The sequence below is a fragment of the Candidatus Arsenophonus phytopathogenicus genome, from assembly GCF_056113345.1.
The window spans coordinates 1077308-1093832 of the sequence record NZ_JBUIOB010000017.1 but is presented as its reverse complement, the minus strand read 5'-3'; the positions used below and the strand labels follow the sequence as shown (position 1 = coordinate 1093832).

At 37.1% G+C, this 16525-nt stretch carries 24 protein-coding genes, 1 tRNA gene and 4 pseudogenes; 12 read left to right on the top strand and 17 right to left on the bottom strand.

Annotation, left to right across the window (positions count from 1 at the left end):
• Window positions 1-312: 312 nt before the first annotated feature.
• The 15 genes and pseudogenes from AC01GB_RS09120 to AC01GB_RS09050 all read right to left on the bottom strand — a co-directional run bounded on the left by AC01GB_RS09120 (window position 313) and on the right by AC01GB_RS09050 (window position 5705).
• Window positions 313-1109 (bottom strand): annotated as a pseudogene (locus AC01GB_RS09120) (helix-turn-helix transcriptional regulator).
• 269 nt (window positions 1110-1378) lie between these two features.
• A pseudogene (locus AC01GB_RS09115) lies at window positions 1379-1525 on the bottom strand (DUF4942 domain-containing protein); the annotation flags it as partial.
• Window positions 1526-1529: 4 nt separating this feature from the next.
• Window positions 1530-1703 (bottom strand): annotated as a pseudogene (locus AC01GB_RS09110) (Arm DNA-binding domain-containing protein); the annotation flags it as partial.
• A 180-nt stretch (window positions 1704-1883) separates the two neighbouring features.
• Window positions 1884-1968 (bottom strand) — tRNA-Leu (locus AC01GB_RS09105).
• A gap of 98 nt (window positions 1969-2066) precedes the next feature.
• Window positions 2067-2228: a hypothetical protein gene (locus AC01GB_RS09100; RefSeq protein ID WP_474451563.1), complete on the bottom strand. Its 162-nt coding sequence runs from the start codon at window positions 2226-2228 to the stop codon at window positions 2067-2069.
• A gap of 36 nt (window positions 2229-2264) precedes the next feature.
• Window positions 2265-2441, bottom strand: a complete 177-nt coding sequence (locus AC01GB_RS09095) for a hypothetical protein (RefSeq protein ID WP_474451562.1) — start codon at window positions 2439-2441, stop codon at window positions 2265-2267.
• Between the two features lie 30 nt (window positions 2442-2471).
• Window positions 2472-2768, bottom strand: coding sequence for a hypothetical protein (locus tag AC01GB_RS09090; protein ID WP_474451561.1), 297 nt, complete (start codon window positions 2766-2768; stop codon window positions 2472-2474).
• On the bottom strand, window positions 2749-2904 hold the full coding sequence (locus AC01GB_RS09085; protein ID WP_474451560.1) for a hypothetical protein: 156 nt from the start codon (window positions 2902-2904) through the stop codon (window positions 2749-2751). The genes AC01GB_RS09090 and AC01GB_RS09085 overlap by 20 nt, the downstream gene beginning before the upstream one ends.
• 138 nt (window positions 2905-3042) lie before the next feature.
• Window positions 3043-3306 (bottom strand): hypothetical protein, encoded by a 264-nt coding sequence (locus tag AC01GB_RS09080; protein WP_474451559.1) that lies wholly within the window; start codon window positions 3304-3306, stop codon window positions 3043-3045.
• Between the two features lie 20 nt (window positions 3307-3326).
• Window positions 3327-4076 (bottom strand): type III secretion system inner membrane ring lipoprotein SctJ, encoded by a 750-nt coding sequence (gene sctJ, locus AC01GB_RS09075; RefSeq protein ID WP_474451558.1) that lies wholly within the window; start codon window positions 4074-4076, stop codon window positions 3327-3329.
• A gap of 2 nt (window positions 4077-4078) precedes the next feature.
• Complete coding sequence (gene sctI / locus AC01GB_RS09070; RefSeq protein WP_474452367.1) at window positions 4079-4189, bottom strand: type III secretion system inner rod subunit SctI; 111 nt, start codon at window positions 4187-4189, stop codon at window positions 4079-4081.
• A gap of 166 nt (window positions 4190-4355) precedes the next feature.
• Entirely contained in the window at window positions 4356-4499 is a 144-nt protein-coding gene (locus AC01GB_RS09065) for an EscF/YscF/HrpA family type III secretion system needle major subunit (RefSeq protein ID WP_474451557.1), read from the bottom strand.
• A gap of 228 nt (window positions 4500-4727) precedes the next feature.
• A complete protein-coding gene (locus tag AC01GB_RS09060) occupies window positions 4728-4955 on the bottom strand; it encodes a hypothetical protein (protein WP_474451556.1) in 228 nt (75 codons plus the stop codon).
• 252 nt (window positions 4956-5207) lie between these two features.
• Entirely contained in the window at window positions 5208-5492 is a 285-nt protein-coding gene (locus AC01GB_RS09055) for a hypothetical protein (RefSeq protein ID WP_474451555.1), read from the bottom strand.
• Between the two features lie 81 nt (window positions 5493-5573).
• Window positions 5574-5705 (bottom strand): hypothetical protein, encoded by a 132-nt coding sequence (locus tag AC01GB_RS09050; protein ID WP_474451553.1) that lies wholly within the window; start codon window positions 5703-5705, stop codon window positions 5574-5576.
• 860 nt (window positions 5706-6565) lie between these two features.
• On the opposite strand from AC01GB_RS09050, the gene AC01GB_RS09045 reads away from it, so the two are divergent.
• The 11 genes and pseudogenes from AC01GB_RS09045 (at window position 6566) to ampH (ending at window position 12445) form a co-directional block, all read left to right on the top strand.
• On the top strand, window positions 6566-6802 hold the full coding sequence (locus AC01GB_RS09045) for a hypothetical protein (protein ID WP_474451552.1): 237 nt from the start codon (window positions 6566-6568) through the stop codon (window positions 6800-6802).
• Window positions 6803-6946: a hypothetical protein gene (locus AC01GB_RS09040; protein ID WP_474451550.1), complete on the top strand. Its 144-nt coding sequence runs from the start codon at window positions 6803-6805 to the stop codon at window positions 6944-6946.
• 309 nt (window positions 6947-7255) lie between these two features.
• Complete coding sequence (locus AC01GB_RS09035) at window positions 7256-7600, top strand: hypothetical protein (protein ID WP_474451548.1); 345 nt, start codon at window positions 7256-7258, stop codon at window positions 7598-7600.
• Complete coding sequence (locus AC01GB_RS09030; RefSeq protein ID WP_474451547.1) at window positions 7536-7799, top strand: hypothetical protein; 264 nt, start codon at window positions 7536-7538, stop codon at window positions 7797-7799. The genes AC01GB_RS09035 and AC01GB_RS09030 overlap by 65 nt, the downstream gene beginning before the upstream one ends.
• Window positions 7800-7822: 23 nt before the next feature.
• The gene (locus AC01GB_RS09025) at window positions 7823-8122 is read left to right on the top strand and encodes a hypothetical protein (protein ID WP_474451546.1); all 300 of its coding nucleotides are present in this window, start codon (window positions 7823-7825) and stop codon (window positions 8120-8122) included.
• 5 nt (window positions 8123-8127) lie between these two features.
• The gene (locus tag AC01GB_RS09020) at window positions 8128-8553 is read left to right on the top strand and encodes a hypothetical protein (protein WP_474451545.1); all 426 of its coding nucleotides are present in this window, start codon (window positions 8128-8130) and stop codon (window positions 8551-8553) included.
• Window positions 8550-8726, top strand: coding sequence for a hypothetical protein (locus tag AC01GB_RS09015; RefSeq protein ID WP_474451544.1), 177 nt, complete (start codon window positions 8550-8552; stop codon window positions 8724-8726). The genes AC01GB_RS09020 and AC01GB_RS09015 overlap by 4 nt, the downstream gene beginning before the upstream one ends.
• 13 nt (window positions 8727-8739) lie before the next feature.
• Window positions 8740-9564, top strand: a complete 825-nt coding sequence (locus AC01GB_RS09010) for a hypothetical protein (protein ID WP_474451543.1) — start codon at window positions 8740-8742, stop codon at window positions 9562-9564.
• A 116-nt stretch (window positions 9565-9680) separates the two neighbouring features.
• Window positions 9681-10079, top strand: a complete 399-nt coding sequence (locus AC01GB_RS09005) for a hypothetical protein (RefSeq protein ID WP_474451542.1) — start codon at window positions 9681-9683, stop codon at window positions 10077-10079.
• A gap of 247 nt (window positions 10080-10326) precedes the next feature.
• On the top strand, window positions 10327-10791 hold the full coding sequence (locus AC01GB_RS09000) for a hypothetical protein (protein ID WP_474451541.1): 465 nt from the start codon (window positions 10327-10329) through the stop codon (window positions 10789-10791).
• A 361-nt stretch (window positions 10792-11152) separates the two neighbouring features.
• Window positions 11153-12445, top strand: a pseudogene (gene ampH / locus AC01GB_RS08995) (D-alanyl-D-alanine-carboxypeptidase/endopeptidase AmpH).
• Window positions 12446-12522: 77 nt separating this feature from the next.
• Here ampH and lptG read toward each other — a convergent pair.
• Entirely contained in the window at window positions 12523-13599 is a 1077-nt protein-coding gene (gene lptG / locus AC01GB_RS08990) for an LPS export ABC transporter permease LptG (RefSeq protein WP_474451540.1), read from the bottom strand.
• On the bottom strand, window positions 13599-14696 hold the full coding sequence (gene lptF / locus AC01GB_RS08985) for an LPS export ABC transporter permease LptF (RefSeq protein WP_474451538.1): 1098 nt from the start codon (window positions 14694-14696) through the stop codon (window positions 13599-13601). The genes lptG and lptF overlap by 1 nt, the downstream gene beginning before the upstream one ends.
• Before the next feature lie 290 nt (window positions 14697-14986).
• On the opposite strand from lptF, the gene pepA reads away from it, so the two are divergent.
• The gene (gene pepA, locus AC01GB_RS08980; RefSeq protein ID WP_474451537.1) at window positions 14987-16495 is read left to right on the top strand and encodes a leucyl aminopeptidase; all 1509 of its coding nucleotides are present in this window, start codon (window positions 14987-14989) and stop codon (window positions 16493-16495) included.
• Window positions 16496-16525 lie beyond the last annotated feature (30 nt).

Genomic DNA, 16525 nt, shown 5'->3' with positions numbered 1-16525 from the left:
ACCCAGATATACCTGCAGTTGTACCCATATTAATAAGTTGAAATAGATTGAATCAAGTTGACTTAAGTTGATTACAAAACAAAAAAAGCCTTGCAGACACTGGAATTTCAAACACAAAAAAGACATTATCTTATGTCTATAAATGTTTTATGGTGCCGAAGGCCGGACTCATACACATCACTCAACCTCATGATTTAAAATAATTAATAATAAAAGCCATGATGTTATACCAACACAGATACCAACACATAATTTCATTGATTTTCGGCATCGAACCCGGACGAGCATGACTTGGTTAAGATGCCGATCCTATTACGTATCATCTTCCTCGATAGACTCCAAAGCATCAAGCGCAATTCGGACCATCGCAATAGAACCAATACGGATAAAAGCATCTTCCCCATCTTCGTCGGTTAACTGATAGCGCTCTGTTGATTCTGGTTCTAACTCCAGAATGTCAAAAAATGCATTCAATTGACCAACATCTTCAATTCCGTCGTCCTCCGATACCTCGGACTCACAGCATAGCTCAATAACTGGGCCGCCGTTCGCCATGGTAACATGGACATTTCCATAACATCCTTCATTTGCATCGTCACCCTCTTCACCAGGGATAGGTGGAAAACCATCAAACAAAAATTGGTGGAAGATCACTTCTCAAGTATTTAAGGCATAACGATGCTGCTCAGAGTCGAAAACAAAAAAATGCTCACGGCCTGGCACTGCGCTTTCCTGAAAATAAGAGTAAAAACGACGCTTATCAGCCGAGGAAATAGGTAACAGTAAATAATCTTGCTGCCCTTGTAGCCTGAGTTTCACCCCCAAAAGCAACCATCCATTTCAATACCAATAGCGGCAATATTTTCCAGCTCATCGCCACTACGGCTACTTTGATTGCGCAATTTCTTCAGCAAGTTATCGCTATCGGGAAAAACAACGCTCAACGACTTCTTTAAGACAGCGCTGATCGCTTACGCCAGCACCAACTTGGCCGCAACTTTCCCTGTTTCAATACGCTGAATCTGCTGTTGACTGGTACCAACCATATCTGCTAATTCACGTTGAGTGATTGATAGTTGGATACGGAGTTCTTTGATTTTGTTTTGCAAGATGACATACCTCCTACTTAGAAATAATAGATGCCATCAAAACACATTAATGAGTAAAAAACACAAAAATGAGTTAAATATCGGTAAGCAATACTCGTTAACGTAAAAGCACTTCCTCATCGTTCTTCTTTTGTATGCCAGAAATCTACAATATAGATGGCAGTGTTGCGGAGCTCGTAGTGAACCTAGTAGTCATTGAATAACACTTTTCGAATTTCCCCTTCTACTTATAAAAACATCATATTTCATTTTGCTGGCAACACCCCGGATTAGTGCTTCTCCACGATATCATTCATCTTTTCGACCAGCTCCAAACGCTTAAACGCGATGTGCCCACTCCCCTTCTGGAAATAACAAATAGTGAAGAGATCGTCCTCAGACATCTGCGCACGAGGGTTATCACGAATAAAATCCATAAGAATAAACTCCAAGTGCGAGCATCTTTTGCTTACCGCTAAAGCGATACTGTAAACGCCAATATTTTGAGCCGTTGGTATGTACCATCAAATGCATACCATCACCATCGGTCAATTTATACGATTTATCCAAAGGCTTGGCAGCTCTGACTTTAGCATCGTAAGAGGCATGATTTATCTCCTTCTGTTGGTACAAACTATTATCGAATCGAGAGATACCAACACTTGTACCAACAGCAGGCACTTGATGTGGGTTGACCTTAGTATACTAGGGAAGACTGAAAAGTGGGGAAAAGCCTTGTAAAACTAAGATTCCAAACACAAAAAAAGACATCACCTGATGTCCAGAAATGTTTTATGGTGCCGAAGGCCGGACTCGAACCGGCACACCCGAAGGCGGTTGATTTTGAATCAACTGCGTCTACCGATTTCGCCACTTCGGCATTGAGGGAGAATCGCGGAAAACGGCGCCATTATACTTGTCATCTCGTCAGGCGCAACTGTTATTGTTCACCAATAACGTTAAGTGCTTAAAAAGCAATCATCTATCTGCTTCAGGCATGCTTTGGTCGCTGGCTGTCAGATAGTGCTCAAACTGTTGTTGTAGCGTTTTAACGAAGTTTTCTTTCAGTTCAGTGATCCAGGCTATTTGTTGCTGGTTGCCGGCGGCGATCTGTTTATCTGCAATGATACTTTTCATCATCTCGGTAACACTTTTTTCCGGCGAAAAGTAAAGAATTTAATTACCCATTTCTAGCATTATGCAATTTTGTTGGTGGCTAATGAGTTTGATATTGCTAAATTTGTCTGACCAATGCTCAGATAATGTGATTACCAGCTTTTCCGGTAGGTAAATTTTGCTTTGCTGCTGGAGGTCAACTTTGGCCACTAAATTACACAGTAGCTGCTCAATCACCGGTTCTGTTAATAGAAATTGAATTCATGTTTACTCTATTTGTTTAATTATATAGTTATAAAGGTTGTAGTTGATGGTTTGGTATGCCTGAATAAATAAGGTAAGCGCAATAGATGTCTGGCTGATCCCTTGGCAATAACCGTGGATTTTAGCCTGGCTAAATATTTGTTCTTTTTCTGCTTGCGCGGCAATAATTATTTTCTTCGCCTGTTTTTTGGCCTGGCTTATCAGTAGTTGATGATAATCATGGCTCTGTTTGGACTGAGCGCGGATTAAGACATTATCTATCGCTTGAGTCAATAATTTTTCAGGTCGTGTAGGTAACATAATTAAGCGTTGCTTTTAATAATGAGTAATTAATCAGTAAAACGGTAGCAAGTTGCCACTGTGGATAATTTTTATTAAACAGTAGACTAAAACGAGCAGCTAATGCCAAAGAGCATTTTTCAATTAATGGTTTCATTGCCCACATCCCGAACTTTGTTAGTTCATCTTGTGAATAGGACGTGGCAGTTATCGGGATAATTTGTTGTTTTTGTGGCGGTAACAGTAACTTAGCCCAGGATAAAAATTGACTGAATGGCTCTGGTAACTGTTTGAGTTAATTGGCGATCATCAGCTGTGGTGATTGATATAATCCACCTAAGTATAAAGCTGCTATTGGTAGCCTAGACCAATAATTAATATATAACTGTACGTGTAAGTTATCAGCAAATTCAAGATCGACCATGGTTGGTAATTGAAAGTGCATCATTACCTGTTGGTCATATATCCGTTTTTCAGCCATTGTTAGCTTATCATATGGTGGGTAGCCAAATGAGTGATGAATATAACTGGCAGGTTGATACATTATTGTTTTTATCAAATTAAAAGTTTGCTGTTTCATTACTGTTGAGATTTTATTATTAATTGCGCGAGCTTTTTACGTTTAATTGTCCAATATATTAGCCCAGCACCGATAATTAAGATAAAAAGCAATAATATATAAAAATAATATCCCTCACCTAATGTATTTTTTTTCGGCTGAAAAGAAATTGGTGGTGATATTTTATGAATTAAAAATACCGTAATATATTGAGGTTCCAATTCACTAATCGCATTTTTAATAAATGCTTTTATACCCATTTTAAATTCATCAATATCTTGCTTTTTACCATGATAAAATACGATGACAGAGGCTTTCATCGGTGTCTGACTGCGGCTATTAACTACAATAGGGTAACTGAGGTGTACCCGCGCATCAGCGATGGTGTCCAGTGCCATTAAGGATTGTTCAAGCCGCTGCTCAATACCTGAAATTAATCTGACTTTTTCAATTTGCGGCGAGTTAACTAAGGCATCAGCAGGAAATAATTGAGAGATCTCAAGCCGTTCTGGTGAAAGTAATTGATATTCTTGTAATAACTGTACCACAGCCGACAAGTCCTCTTTCGCCCCATTAATTTTATAGAGCCCTTTTCCTTGTGCACTTTTACTGACCGTAATTTGATGCTTTTGTAAAACTGCCAGTACTTCATTTGCCTGTCGTTGATTCAGCGAATAATTAAGTAACGCTTCATCATGACAACCTGATAAAAGAAAAGTGAAAAGAGATATGGTAATAAAAAAGTATAGGTGGCGAAAGAGTATTGTCACTGTTATTGCGCCTTTATAACTGTTTCAACAGTTGTTAGTGCTTTACGTGCTAATGTACTTAGCAATGACATTTCAACCTGATAATCACTTGTAGTTTGCTGGATAGCAAGCAGTGAAGAGAGCTCGCCTGTTTATAATGTATCAGTAACTTACTGTTCAACTTGATTATGTTGTCGATATAGCTGACTGATGGCTTTCTGTAACGTCATCGCTCCACCCTCTGCTGATTCAGTCAGAACAGAAATTATTATTTATGCTACTAATATTCATCATTTATCCTTAACGCATATTACCTAATATAGTCTGTGCATTCTCTTTGTGTGCTTTAATCGTTGTTGACATGAAATTCAGTAAAACACTATGTGCCGCCATCGCTGCCTGAAATTCAGCCAAATCTGCTGAGTTAGATGGATCTTTTTTCAATTTTTCAATTTTTCAATTTTTCAATTTTTCAATAGTATCTTTAATACTTTTTTGATATTCATCAGATGTTGCTTGAGTCTCTTTAAATATCTCCCCGATAGTACTATTATTGACTACCATAAAGGATCTCCTTTCCAATAATATTAATAATTAACCAGCGGGAAAGTATCGATGCTCCGGTTGAACAAAAATATATCCCTTGGTACTTTTAAGTTGCGTTTTTTCTGATTATATTTCCCGCTCTTCAGGTAATAGAAATTGAAAAAAACTTTTTCCCAGTTGAGCTTGATAAGGTTTTAATTGTAATTTAAATTGATAAATCTCATCTTCGGTCAACATTTCACTCAACTGAATTATTAATCCTTTTTCTGATAACCATAATTTATAATTTTTTACTTTATTTGAAATTTTATTATTCACATAATCAATTAAATCAGATAATAAAATAGCATTCATATTAAATTGACATAATTGATATTGGCTAAATAATTCTTCAATTATTTTCTTTGTCTGTTTATTTTTATAAATAAAAGAAAAACTATTATAATTTATTATATAGAAATAAAAATATTCAATATTAGGAACCGATCTATTAATTTCATCAATAATTTTTTATATTATTTTTTACTCAAAAATTGTTCACAATCAAATGGCAGTGAGTTATTAATGGCTTCATTAGGAAATAAAGATTTCTTATTAAGATTGACTTCATAAGAGAACACATAATAATAGAATAAAAATAAAACAAGCAATAAAAAAAATGGCTCCTATTTTTATCAAGTGATTTTTATTTGACTTATCGGATTTCTCAATTAAATAAGACAACTTCTCACACTCATCACACCATTCTTCATCGACTCTCTTTATCGCAAATAGTGGTATTTTTTGCCAGAAAGTCGGGTAATTAAATTTAGCTTCAAATGACTTAATAGATTCATTTTGTTCATTTAAAGTATAGCCAAAACTATCTCGTTGCTTATCCACTTCAGGCAAAATAGTGTCAATAATAATCAGCTTATTTTGCTGATTAATGGGTACATAGAGTTGTATAAAATCATCATCATTTTTATCATGTTACTCAGACCATTGTTGAATACATTGGTCACTACCAACAATAATTTGATAGTGACCGGGTATTAGCGAAAAGACCATACCACTGAGTTTTCCAGTAAAAAAACGAATCATATAGTTATTATTTATATTCATGGAATTTATCTATTTTAAAGTAATTAAATATACTTTTATGATTATTTAATTTAATATGTTATAAATAAAGAAAATACTTTAAAGACTAAATTTTATTTTTTATTTATATACTTATTTATATTTTTTTCTTATGAGGAGTAGTGTATCATTTTACCAAAAAATTTAAAGCTAACAAGTTAAACATCATATTATAAAAATCACTTATATTATAAATTAGATTTATCAGGGAAGGAGTATATGAATTATTTTACACCTAAAAATAAATATTAATAATATAAATATCAAATTTTTTTTATTTTTATATCCATAATAATTCATGTGGAATTATAAAAGACAAACAGAATCAATATTATCATTTAACTGATAAACAAATATTTTTATCCTTGGAACAAGTCTCAACAATAAAACCAATTCATAATCATTGGACAATAGAAAAATCAGATATTTTTTCTTGTATAAAATTGATTGCTTATATCGATTATGCGTTAACTAACCACAATCTTCCTCATTATTCTAAGCAATCAATAATAACTAAAAATCATATGTTTATTCTCGATTCTAGCATCGGAAAGGATATTCAAACTTTACTTATCAATTATTCTAAAAAATAAACCGCTAACCAATATAGCGCTGGATTACGGTTTTAGTTCCGCTTCACACCTATCAAAAGAGATAAAAGTTATTTTTGGCGCCACACCTAAGTCATTTGGATTGATAAGGAAGTCGTTTTATGAAGATTAGCCCGTTATTTAAGGCCATCCTTTCATGTTGTTTTCTATTGATTGTTTTTCCTAATCAAGCAACGACATTTTAAAATTTAAAAGAAGACGTTTTAGTTAAAGATTATATTGAACAGGACAATGATTCTTTTTATTGCCGTTGATAGTCGGGTTGAACAATTTTTTGACGTATTATCCGATAAATTAAATAAACCTTTTATTCTCAGTTCCGCAGTGAAAAAGAAGCGAATTTCAGGTCGATTTGATGTTTCGTCCCCCAAAACCGCTTTTGATACTTTCATACGTAGAATGGCATTTATCTATTTTAATGATGGTAACATCATTTATGTTTACGATGGCAGTGAAATGAAACAATAGATGCTGAATCTAAAAAAGATCGATTTCAAGCGCGTAAAAGAGTATTTGCATGCTATCGGTCTTTACGATCCACGTTATCCCTTACGTGCTGGCAGCAATAACAAAACCTTTTATGTCTCTGGGCCACCAATTTATGTGAAGTAAGTTCAAGCTGCGGCAGAATATCTGGATCAAGAAGCACGGCAGTTAAAACAGAATATTATTGAAGAAAAACGCTTTGGTAATGATTATCTTCACATCTTTGCTTTAAAAAATACCGTTGTCACCGATAGAAGCTACTCTATCCGGGGAGAAAAATTAGTCTTACCTGGCATCAGTACCGTTTTACAACAACTTTTTCAATCCAACAAACAAACGGCAAGTCAAACGGATACAAAAATTGCTAACATTGACGAACAATATCAACCTGAACCCTCCTTTATTACCCGTGTTGGCAAAGAATCAATCGAGTTAATGCCTTTACCCGGTTCTAACAGTCTGTTAGCCAAAGGCAGTATTCAAGGTATTCAATTGATCAATGAAATGATCCAACGGCTTGATCAACCAAAACGACAAATTGAGCTGTCATTGTGGATCATCGATATCGCCAAACATGAAGCTGATCGCTTGGGTATTGATTGGCAAAGCAGTTACCACACTAAACACGGTAACTTTTTACTTAATACCAGCGATATTAGTGCTGCGGCCGGGGTACATTTTTTAGCCAAAATACGAGCAATGAGTCTGGAAGGAAGTGCTCAAATGGTTTCCCGCCCGATCGATTATCCTAACGCAAGAAAATACGCCTACCATCTTTGATAACAGCACCACATTCTATACTCAAGTACGTGAAGAGCGTATTGCCACCTTAGAGTCAGCCACATTTGGTACTATGATCAGTGTCCTCCCTCGCCTTTCTCCCGCCGGCAATGAAATTGAGATGGTTATCAATTTAGAAGATGGCGCTGAAAAAAAACCAACAACGGTGAAACAGAAAAAATCGATGCGCTGCCAGTAATTAATCGCACCAATATCAGTACAGTGGCTCGTATTACCCAAGGCGATAGTTTGCTGATTGGCGGTTATACCAGAGAAGATATCGATGCCAGAGAGAGTAAAATTCCATTACTTGGCAATATTCCATGGATAGGTGGATTATTTCGCTATAGCAGTACAACCAATAAAAAAATGGTACGTATTTTTATGCTGCAACCCAGGTTGGTAAAAGAAAAAAATCTATTGAATGATTCGCTGGGAAAAAATCCATTTAAGCCGGTTGATCCGCAAACACAGCCTGCTATTGACCTGCTTTATACTTATATCAATGGAGAGAATAGGTAATAAAAATGGTAGATATCAATAAAATTAATTCATCAGTTTTGTTGCACCAGCAACCGAAAACCCCGCATTCGTCTGACATTGAAACAGCTAAACCTACGCCAATGGTAGTAAGCCACCACCAGCTGTTAGATATTATGGACGATATGTCAATGGCTATGAGTCAATTTAATCGCCGACAAGATCTACAAAAGAAGCAACAAGATAGTAGCGAAATAAATAGCCGTATATTGGAAGATAATGCAGATAGAAAACTGGCCACAGTGATCAAATTATTACACAACCAAAAAAATAAATTAGCCCAACATATCAGTGCCTCAACGATGCAAAAAAGTCTGCTTGGCCTTTCCGTTACCAATGCCAGCACAAGTTCTGCCTTAAATCTCCATGCCACTGATCTGGAAGTCGATGTTATTAAACGATTAGTGATTTGACCGTCATTAATCAAATAATGGCTCAACTGGATAAGCTGCTTAGCCGAGTGATGGGCAACTTTGGCAAAGAGATGGAAACGATCGCTGAGTTAATGCGTAAAATAGGCGAAATGGGCAGCCAAAGCCTGCATACCGGTAAATATATTACTCATAATTTAAACACTATGGCATAAAAAGGACTTAACCATGACAACTATTACTCCTTCAGTAACTAAAAATTTTATTCCGTCAATAGCGGTAAAGGATGCTAATAACACGACGGAATCTAATCAAGTTTCAGACAAATTAGTCTCTCAGCACTTAGCTAATAAAACAGCGCAGCTACAGATTGAACAGACAACCAAAGAGCAAATCAATCAAACCAATTTACCGCTGCTCACACCACCAACAGTGGAAAAAGATGCGCAAACGTTAATTGATCGTTTAGCAAAATTATTGCCTACCGTAATGAATTTATTAGGAATTACTTATGTGCAATTACTATCGTTATTGAACAAAATATCAGCTACATTAAGAGAACTTAACGCCAAAGGCCGTAACGACGGAGACCAACTAAAAATCACCACCCTACAATCCAGCGAAAAAGTCAAAGATAGTAAGTATACCGAAGCCGGTTCACTATTGACAAGTGCTATCGCGGGTAGCCCTTTAAGTCTGGGAATGACAATCGCCGGCGCAGGGATCAGTTATAAAGGGTTGTCGCAAACCAACACCAACAATGTTGGCAACCTACAAAATAGCTCCCTTATAGCTGGAAATGCCATTAGCAGCTTATCAAACCCAATCAGCCAAATTGCGCAACAACCCCTAGCTTCTGGACAAGTCAAAGAACAGGGTAACCAACGTATTTTAGAAACTGAGCAACAAATTAATAATGCCACCGGAGAGACCCATCAGCGGGAAGAAAATATCAATGACGAGGTAAAAAACAAGCTGATACAAATTCTTAATAAAATGATCGAATATAGTCAACAAACTGTATCCACTATTTCAGGCAATATTAGAGCTTAATATTAGCGCTTACTTAATAATCGATGATTGAAACGAGAATTTTTATGGTCAATGCAATAAATTATTCCACGTCACATTCTGCCGGGTTTTCGTCTAGTATAGAGCACAAAAACACTGTGTCTGCATTTATCAAAACCGATACTCAACCTATTCTACCGGCAAGTTTGACTATTTTACCGCCTGAAATAATAAAAGATCATCTCATTTACCTTAAGCCAGATGATAAATTGCAAAACAAACAAAATTTCTATTTTGATGTCATAGAGGGATCACTAAACGATATAAAAAATGGTAATAGAGATATAGAGAATGAGACTCAAAATATAATAAGTGGAAAAATAAATAAAGATCAGGCATTAATAAAAAACGGCCAAACATTAGTAGAGCAAGGTCAAGCACTAAGATACAACGGCCTAATTAACCTTAATCAACTATTATCTGATGAAAATCCTGCGCCTGTTGCAAAAAGTTATCAACAGTCACATCAGGCGTTATTAGCCGCTAGCCAACGCTAGCCAACAAAAACTCACGCAAGCGCAACACACATTAGACGAAAATAGCTATCACTCATTAATTGTGATGTTTAATAATATTCAGCAAACTATTAGAGATGCTAATAAAAGTTATCTGCATAGTTATCGCTATGTGTTTAAAAATAGTATGGAAAAATTCCAGGAAATTAGTGGCTTACTTTCCTAAGTCAGTAACTATGTTAACGAAAACTCAAAAGATAACTTTATCACTCTTAAACAGCAAAAAATATTGGATGATTTCCAACAATTGAAAACTAAATTATCGCAAGATCCCGACGGGATCATCTATCAACAAGAAATTAAATTTATTCAACATGCGGATGGAGATTATCAAAAAGTTGGCGATGACAGCGATGTTCGTTACACCGAAGCACAAGCATTGGCACTGATGCAAAGCTATCGCCAATCATTTGAACAAAAAGTTACTGGCACTTTGATTGAAGCACCCAATTTGGATCAAATCAATGCCAATAGTTTAACCCAAGGTATTAAAATTAAAATTGATATCAAGCCACTAGAACGTACCATAGAAGTAGTGAAAAATCTGCAACAACCAACCAAAGATAATCTCGAGATCTCCCAGGCTCGTTTCAATCTGATTAATACCGCCATTGATACCACTAAAAAAGATTATCAAGCCATGCTAGATGAAATGTCACAACGCTATAATGCCGCCAATGATAACTATGAATAACTTCGTTAAAATTTTAAGCAGTACCATCAATGCTATGTTAGATAGTGCCAAAAGTTTTTTACGTTAATCCCTTACCAGCTTCCAATTAAATAATAAAGAGTAGTGTGTATGGCTACTCTTTTATCGATTCAATATTAACCACTATAAGAATTAGATTTTTGTGCTGTCAATAAAACATTAGAAAATAGTTTTGTAGCTTATATTCACAATTTTTCTATAATTAGAGAGTTATATTATATAATACGTTTAGCATCGATAACATAATCTATTTTTTCCTGCTGCCTGATGAAGACATTAATGAAAAATTAAATATTTATCAGGCGATTGTTTATAAAAATTTATTGATACTGGTTTATTAAGAATGCAACTATTTTGCCTAAAATTCTTTTCAGCCTTGACACTATTTTTATCGCTCACTGGTTGCTCGTCATCGACAACAGAAACAAAGCGTCCTTCAACCAAAACTTCATCAATTTCACCAACAGCACTAGAAATTCTTAATCGTCATCAACCCGCTACAGAAAAAACCACTGATTTGATTGATCGTTTTGCTAGCCAAATTTTTGCTGAAACAAATCCACAAGGGATGGCAATCGTTGTCATCGATAATGATCAGATAGTGGCCCGCTATTACGGTGAAACTGCACCCGGAGCGCGACAAAAACCGGGCTCTAATTCACTGATCCGCATTGCTTCATTAAGCAAACTAATGACCAGTGAAGTCATGATCAAATTAGAAGCGGATAAAAAATTACGTATTACTGATCCCCTACAAAATTACAGCTATTTCGGTACTCATATTCCTATTTATCATGGCAAACAGCCTATTCGATTATATCACCTAGCGAGTCATACCAGTGGTTTACCAAGAGAGCAACCTGGCGGTAAAATCGGCCGGCCGGTATTTGTTTGGCCAACCCAATCAAACCGTTAGACATGGCTCAAAAAGGCAAAAATTAAATGCTTACCAGGAACCAAAGCTGCTTATTCTAATCTGGCTTATGATCTATTAGCCGATGCCTTGGCAAAAGCGGCAGGAAAATCTTATAAGCAACTATTTGCCGAAAAAATCACCTTACCAGCCGAAATGTATGATACCACCTTTACACCAACTACCAATCAATGTTCTCGCCTAATGGTCGGTTATAAATCCAGTCCATGTATTAGTACCTTAGCTGCCGCCGGTAGTGGAGGGGTTTATTCAACGCCAGCTGATATGCAAAGATGGATGCAACAATTTCTGTCAACCCATACACAAATAAGTAAAAAAATCGCTCAACGTGAACAAGCGATCTATTTTGCTCGCGATATGCTTACCGATATTAAAGGTATGGACGTCGCTGGACATGCCGATGGTATTGGCCTTGGATGGGTTTATATGAATCCCCGCGATGGCATTCCCGGCATCTATCAAAAAACGGGTAGCGGTGGGGGTTTTAATACCTATATGACCATGATCCCACAACAACGTATTGGTATATTTGCCGTGATTTCACGCAAAAAAGGCAGTAAATTTAGTCGGTTAACCGAAGGAGTTAATGATTTAACTGCCGCGTTAACCATAAATTACAATAACAATCCTTTCCAGCCAACCAAACAAGATTTTGCGGCAAATCTGGCCAAAAAACTGCTAGAAACCCCTGATCATGGTTAAGCCAAATAATAAGAAATAAATTTTTTATCAGCATGGTAGCGCATTGAAAATATACCTAACCATGCTGTCAAAACTAATTATTGGCGTCGCATTAATAATAAAATGCTAAATCCCAGAAATAATACACTAGGTAACATTGCTGCTATCAGAGGAGGAACACCATAGACTAAACTTAGGTTACCAAAGCCCTCATTTAGTAGATAAAAAATAAATCCCCCTGAAATACCGATCAATACCCTTACCCCCATTGCGACACTGCGCAACGGGCCAAAAATAAATGATAGTGCCATTAACATCATAACAGCGACAGAAAGTGGTGACAGGATTTTCTTCCACATGCTTAGTTCATAGACTGATGCTTCTTGCCCACTCTCCTTAAGATATTTAACATATTTATACAGGCCCCTGATTGCTAACGAATCACGTTCCAGAGAAACTACCCCTAATTTTTCTGGGCTTAGGTTGGTTTTCCAATCCATCAATAAACTCTGAGAGCCAGTAATTTCCTTTTCATTGTTAATCAATGACTTATCTACTTGTGACAATTGCCACTGGTGAGTATCAGAATTATAGCGACCTGAAGCGGCAAAAATGACCGCTTGCAGTTTTTTCTGCGCATCAAGTTGGTAGATGGAAATTTCTTTTATGTCATTTTGATCGATAACGCGCTGAATATGAATAAAATTATTACCATCTTTAGCCCATAATCCACGATCTGTCACCATTAACGATCGACCGACAATTTTTTCAGCCCGATAGTTACGTGCCCACTGCTCTGCTGCAGGCGCAACCCATTCACCAATAACCATCGTCAAAATCACTAAAGGGATCGCGGTCTTCATCACTGACATCGCAACCTGTAAGCGAGAAAAACCAGCCGCATGCATCACTACCAATTCACTACGGGTTGCCAGGGTTCCTAATCCAAGTAATGCGCCTAACAGTGCTGCCATCGGAAAAAATACTTCAATATCTCTAGGAACGGTTAATAAAGTAAAAATTCCGGCACTCCAGGTGGTATAGTCACCATCACCGACTTTTCTTAATTGCTCAACAAATTTAATAATGCCCGATAATGAAAGCAACATAAAAAGGGTCATTAGGATCGAGGAGAGAATAGTACGCCCAATATATTTATCTAATACACCAAACATCAGGCGACTCCTTTAAAGAACTTAGCACGTATTCGACGCATCGAAACGGTATCCCAAATATTCAATATGATAGCTAATAGCAAAAAAGCCCCATTAACTAGCCACATTGTTATTCTGGGATCAATTTCACCTTTCTCAGCATTAGAGTGCAAGGTACTTTGTAATAAAAAGAAAATTAAATAAAGCAACATCGCAGGTAACATACTTAAGACTCGTCCTTGTCTGGGATTAACTTCACTTAGTGGCACAACCATCAAGGCCATAATAAGTACCGAAACGACTAATGTTAAGCGCCAGTGAAATTCTGATTTTGATTCAGCATCTGTAGCACGCCACAATTGCAACATATCCTTTTGCTCGATGTTATCGCCTGTAACTGCGGTTTCTTTATGATCGATTATCGCCTGATAATCTTTAAAATCCGTTATACGAAAATCACGTAATAGTGCTGTACCTTCATAGCGGGTTCCCTTATCTAATACCACAATTTGATTACCGTTTTGATCCTCTCGGATACGTCCACTTTCAGCAATCACCACGGAAGGACGTTGGTTATTAACCGGGCGTAATTGCGCCATAAAAACATCAGTAAAATTTTTGCCTTTTACATCACTAATATAAAGAACAATATTTTGATCCTTAGCGGTTTTAAATTGTCCCTCAACCATACTGGCCAAACCAGGATTAGCTTTCGCATCGGCTAATGCTTGCTCTTGATATTTTGCCGACCAAGGTAACATCCAGGCTACATTTATTGCCGCAACCAGAGCGGTAAACAATGCCAAAATTAAAGCCGCTGTCACTAATACCCGTTTACCTAAGCCACAGGCATGCATGACAGTAATTTCACTATCGATATAGAGTTTGCGGTAGGTCATTAACAAGCCGAGAAACAGACTTAATGGCAAAATCAATTGTGCCATTTCAGGAATTCCAAGCCCCAGAAGAGGAAAAACTAAATCGGAAGGAATATTTCCCTGAACCGCTGAACTTAATGTATTGATTGTTTTTTGACTAAAAAAAATTAAAATCAGGATAAAAAGTATTGCAACTTGACTTTTCAGCGTTTCCTTAACTAAGTATCGAATTATAATCACACTAATTACACCTGTGAAAATTTGTTTTTTGCAGCAAAATAGCTAACTTCGTCGTATAGTTACAGTTACGTACAATATTTTGGTTTTCTTAATGGTTACAATGTATCATGATGATAAATACAGAATTAACTATTCGATCACCAAACAGAATATGCTTAATCGTTACCTATTACTATCCGTAAACCATTCGGTTAGTTTAACATAAAGCAGCTATTTCATAAGGTAAATTTATACTGTTCGTTAATTTTAGCGATAGTATTAATCTTTGTCTTTAAAATTCAGGAGAATGCATGGAGTTTAGTGTAAAAAGCGGTAGCCCAGAGAAACAGCGTAGCGCCTGTATCATTGTTGGGGTATTTGAACCTCGCCGCTTATCCCCTATAGCCGAACAACTGGATACGAGCAGTGACGGCTATATCAGTGCCTTACTACGCCGCGGAGAACTGGAAGGTAAAGTTGGCCAAATGCTATTACTTCACCATATTCCTAATATATTATCTGAACGCATTCTGTTAGTTGGATGCGGTAAAGAACGTGAACTCGATGAGCGTCAATATAAACAGATTATCCAAAAAACAATTCATACCTTGAATGAAACCGGCTCAATGGAAGCCGTCTGCTTTCTAACTGAATTGCATGTAAAAAGCCGTAATAATTATTGGAAAGTTCGCCAGGCAGTAGAAACTGCAAAAGAAACATTATATGTATTTAACCAACTTAAAAGCAATAAGAGCGAGCCACGACGGCCATTACGTAAAATTGTCTTTAATGTTCCAACACGCCGTGATTTACCTAATGGCGAGCGCGCTATTCAACACGGCCTGGCTGTCGCGCTGGGTATAAAGTCAACCAAAGATCTGGCTAACATGCCGCCCAATATTTGCAATTCAGCCTATTTAGCCTCACAAGCACGTCAATTAGCCGATGATTATGAAAATCTTACCACCAAAGTGATCGGCGAAGAACAGATGAAAGAACTGGCGATGAATGCCTATTTAGCCGTAGGCCAAGGCTCACAAAACGAATCGCTAATGTCGATCATGCAATATAAAGGAAGTGACGATCCAACGGCTAAACCGATTGTGTTGGTCGGTAAAGGATTAACTTTTGACTCTGGTGGGATTTCTATTAAACCATCCGATGGCATGGATGAAATGAAATACGATATGTGTGGAGCCGCAACTGTTTATGGCGTTATGCGCTTTGTTGCTGAACTAAAAGTGCCGATTAACGTCACCGCAGTGTTGGCCGGCTGTGAAAACATGCCGAGCGGTAAAGCTTATCGCCCTGGTGATATTTTAACCACCATGTCAGGGCAGACAGTAGAAGTCCTTAATACTGATGCGGAAGGAAGATTGGTTCTTTGTGACACACTAACTTATGTAGAACGTTTTGATCCTGATGTGGTAATTGATGTTGCAACTTTAACCGGAGCCTGTATTATTGCACTTGGTAATCACCATAGTGGATTAATGTCAAACCATAATCCCTTAGCACATGAATTACTGAATGCCGCTAAACAAGCAGGCGATAAAGCATGGCGACTGCCTCTGGCTGAAGAGTTCTCTGAGCAGTTAGAATCAAATTTTGCAGATCTTGCCAATATAGGTGGCCGTTCTGGTGGTGCAATTACCGCTGGCTGTTTCCTGGAACATTTTGCTACTAAATATCACTGGGCACATTTAGATATTGCTGGAACAGCTTGGCGATCAGGAAAAGCAAAAGGAGCAACAGGCCGCCCGGTGGCTTTACTTGCTCAATTTCTGTTAAATCGTGCTTATATAAACTGTGACGAATAATCGCACCAGTGAATTTAATAATAGGGTGTT

Excerpts from the sequence above, each read along its gene's own strand:
- AC01GB_RS09010 (WP_474451543.1), top strand. The coding sequence starts at position 8,740 with ATGACAACTATTACTCCTTCAGTAACTAAAAATTTTATTCCGTCAATA.
- lptG (WP_474451540.1), bottom strand. The coding sequence starts at position 13,599 with ATGTTTGGTGTATTAGATAAATATATTGGGCGTACTATTCTCTCCTCG.
- AC01GB_RS09100 (WP_474451563.1), bottom strand. The coding sequence starts at position 2,228 with ATGATGAAAAGTATCATTGCAGATAAACAGATCGCCGCCGGCAACCAG.
- AC01GB_RS09085 (WP_474451560.1), bottom strand. The coding sequence starts at position 2,904 with ATGAAACCATTAATTGAAAAATGCTCTTTGGCATTAGCTGCTCGTTTT.
- AC01GB_RS09045 (WP_474451552.1), top strand. The coding sequence starts at position 6,566 with ATGATTCTTTTTATTGCCGTTGATAGTCGGGTTGAACAATTTTTTGAC.
- AC01GB_RS09035 (WP_474451548.1), top strand. The coding sequence starts at position 7,256 with ATGCCTTTACCCGGTTCTAACAGTCTGTTAGCCAAAGGCAGTATTCAA.
- AC01GB_RS09060 (WP_474451556.1), bottom strand. The coding sequence starts at position 4,955 with ATGAATGCTATTTTATTATCTGATTTAATTGATTATGTGAATAATAAA.
- AC01GB_RS09040 (WP_474451550.1), top strand. The coding sequence starts at position 6,803 with ATGCTGAATCTAAAAAAGATCGATTTCAAGCGCGTAAAAGAGTATTTG.
- AC01GB_RS09020 (WP_474451545.1), top strand. The coding sequence starts at position 8,128 with ATGGTAGATATCAATAAAATTAATTCATCAGTTTTGTTGCACCAGCAA.
- AC01GB_RS09090 (WP_474451561.1), bottom strand. The coding sequence starts at position 2,768 with ATGTTACCTACACGACCTGAAAAATTATTGACTCAAGCGATAGATAAT.
- pepA (WP_474451537.1), top strand. The coding sequence starts at position 14,987 with ATGGAGTTTAGTGTAAAAAGCGGTAGCCCAGAGAAACAGCGTAGCGCC.
- AC01GB_RS09050 (WP_474451553.1), bottom strand. The coding sequence starts at position 5,705 with ATGAATATAAATAATAACTATATGATTCGTTTTTTTACTGGAAAACTC.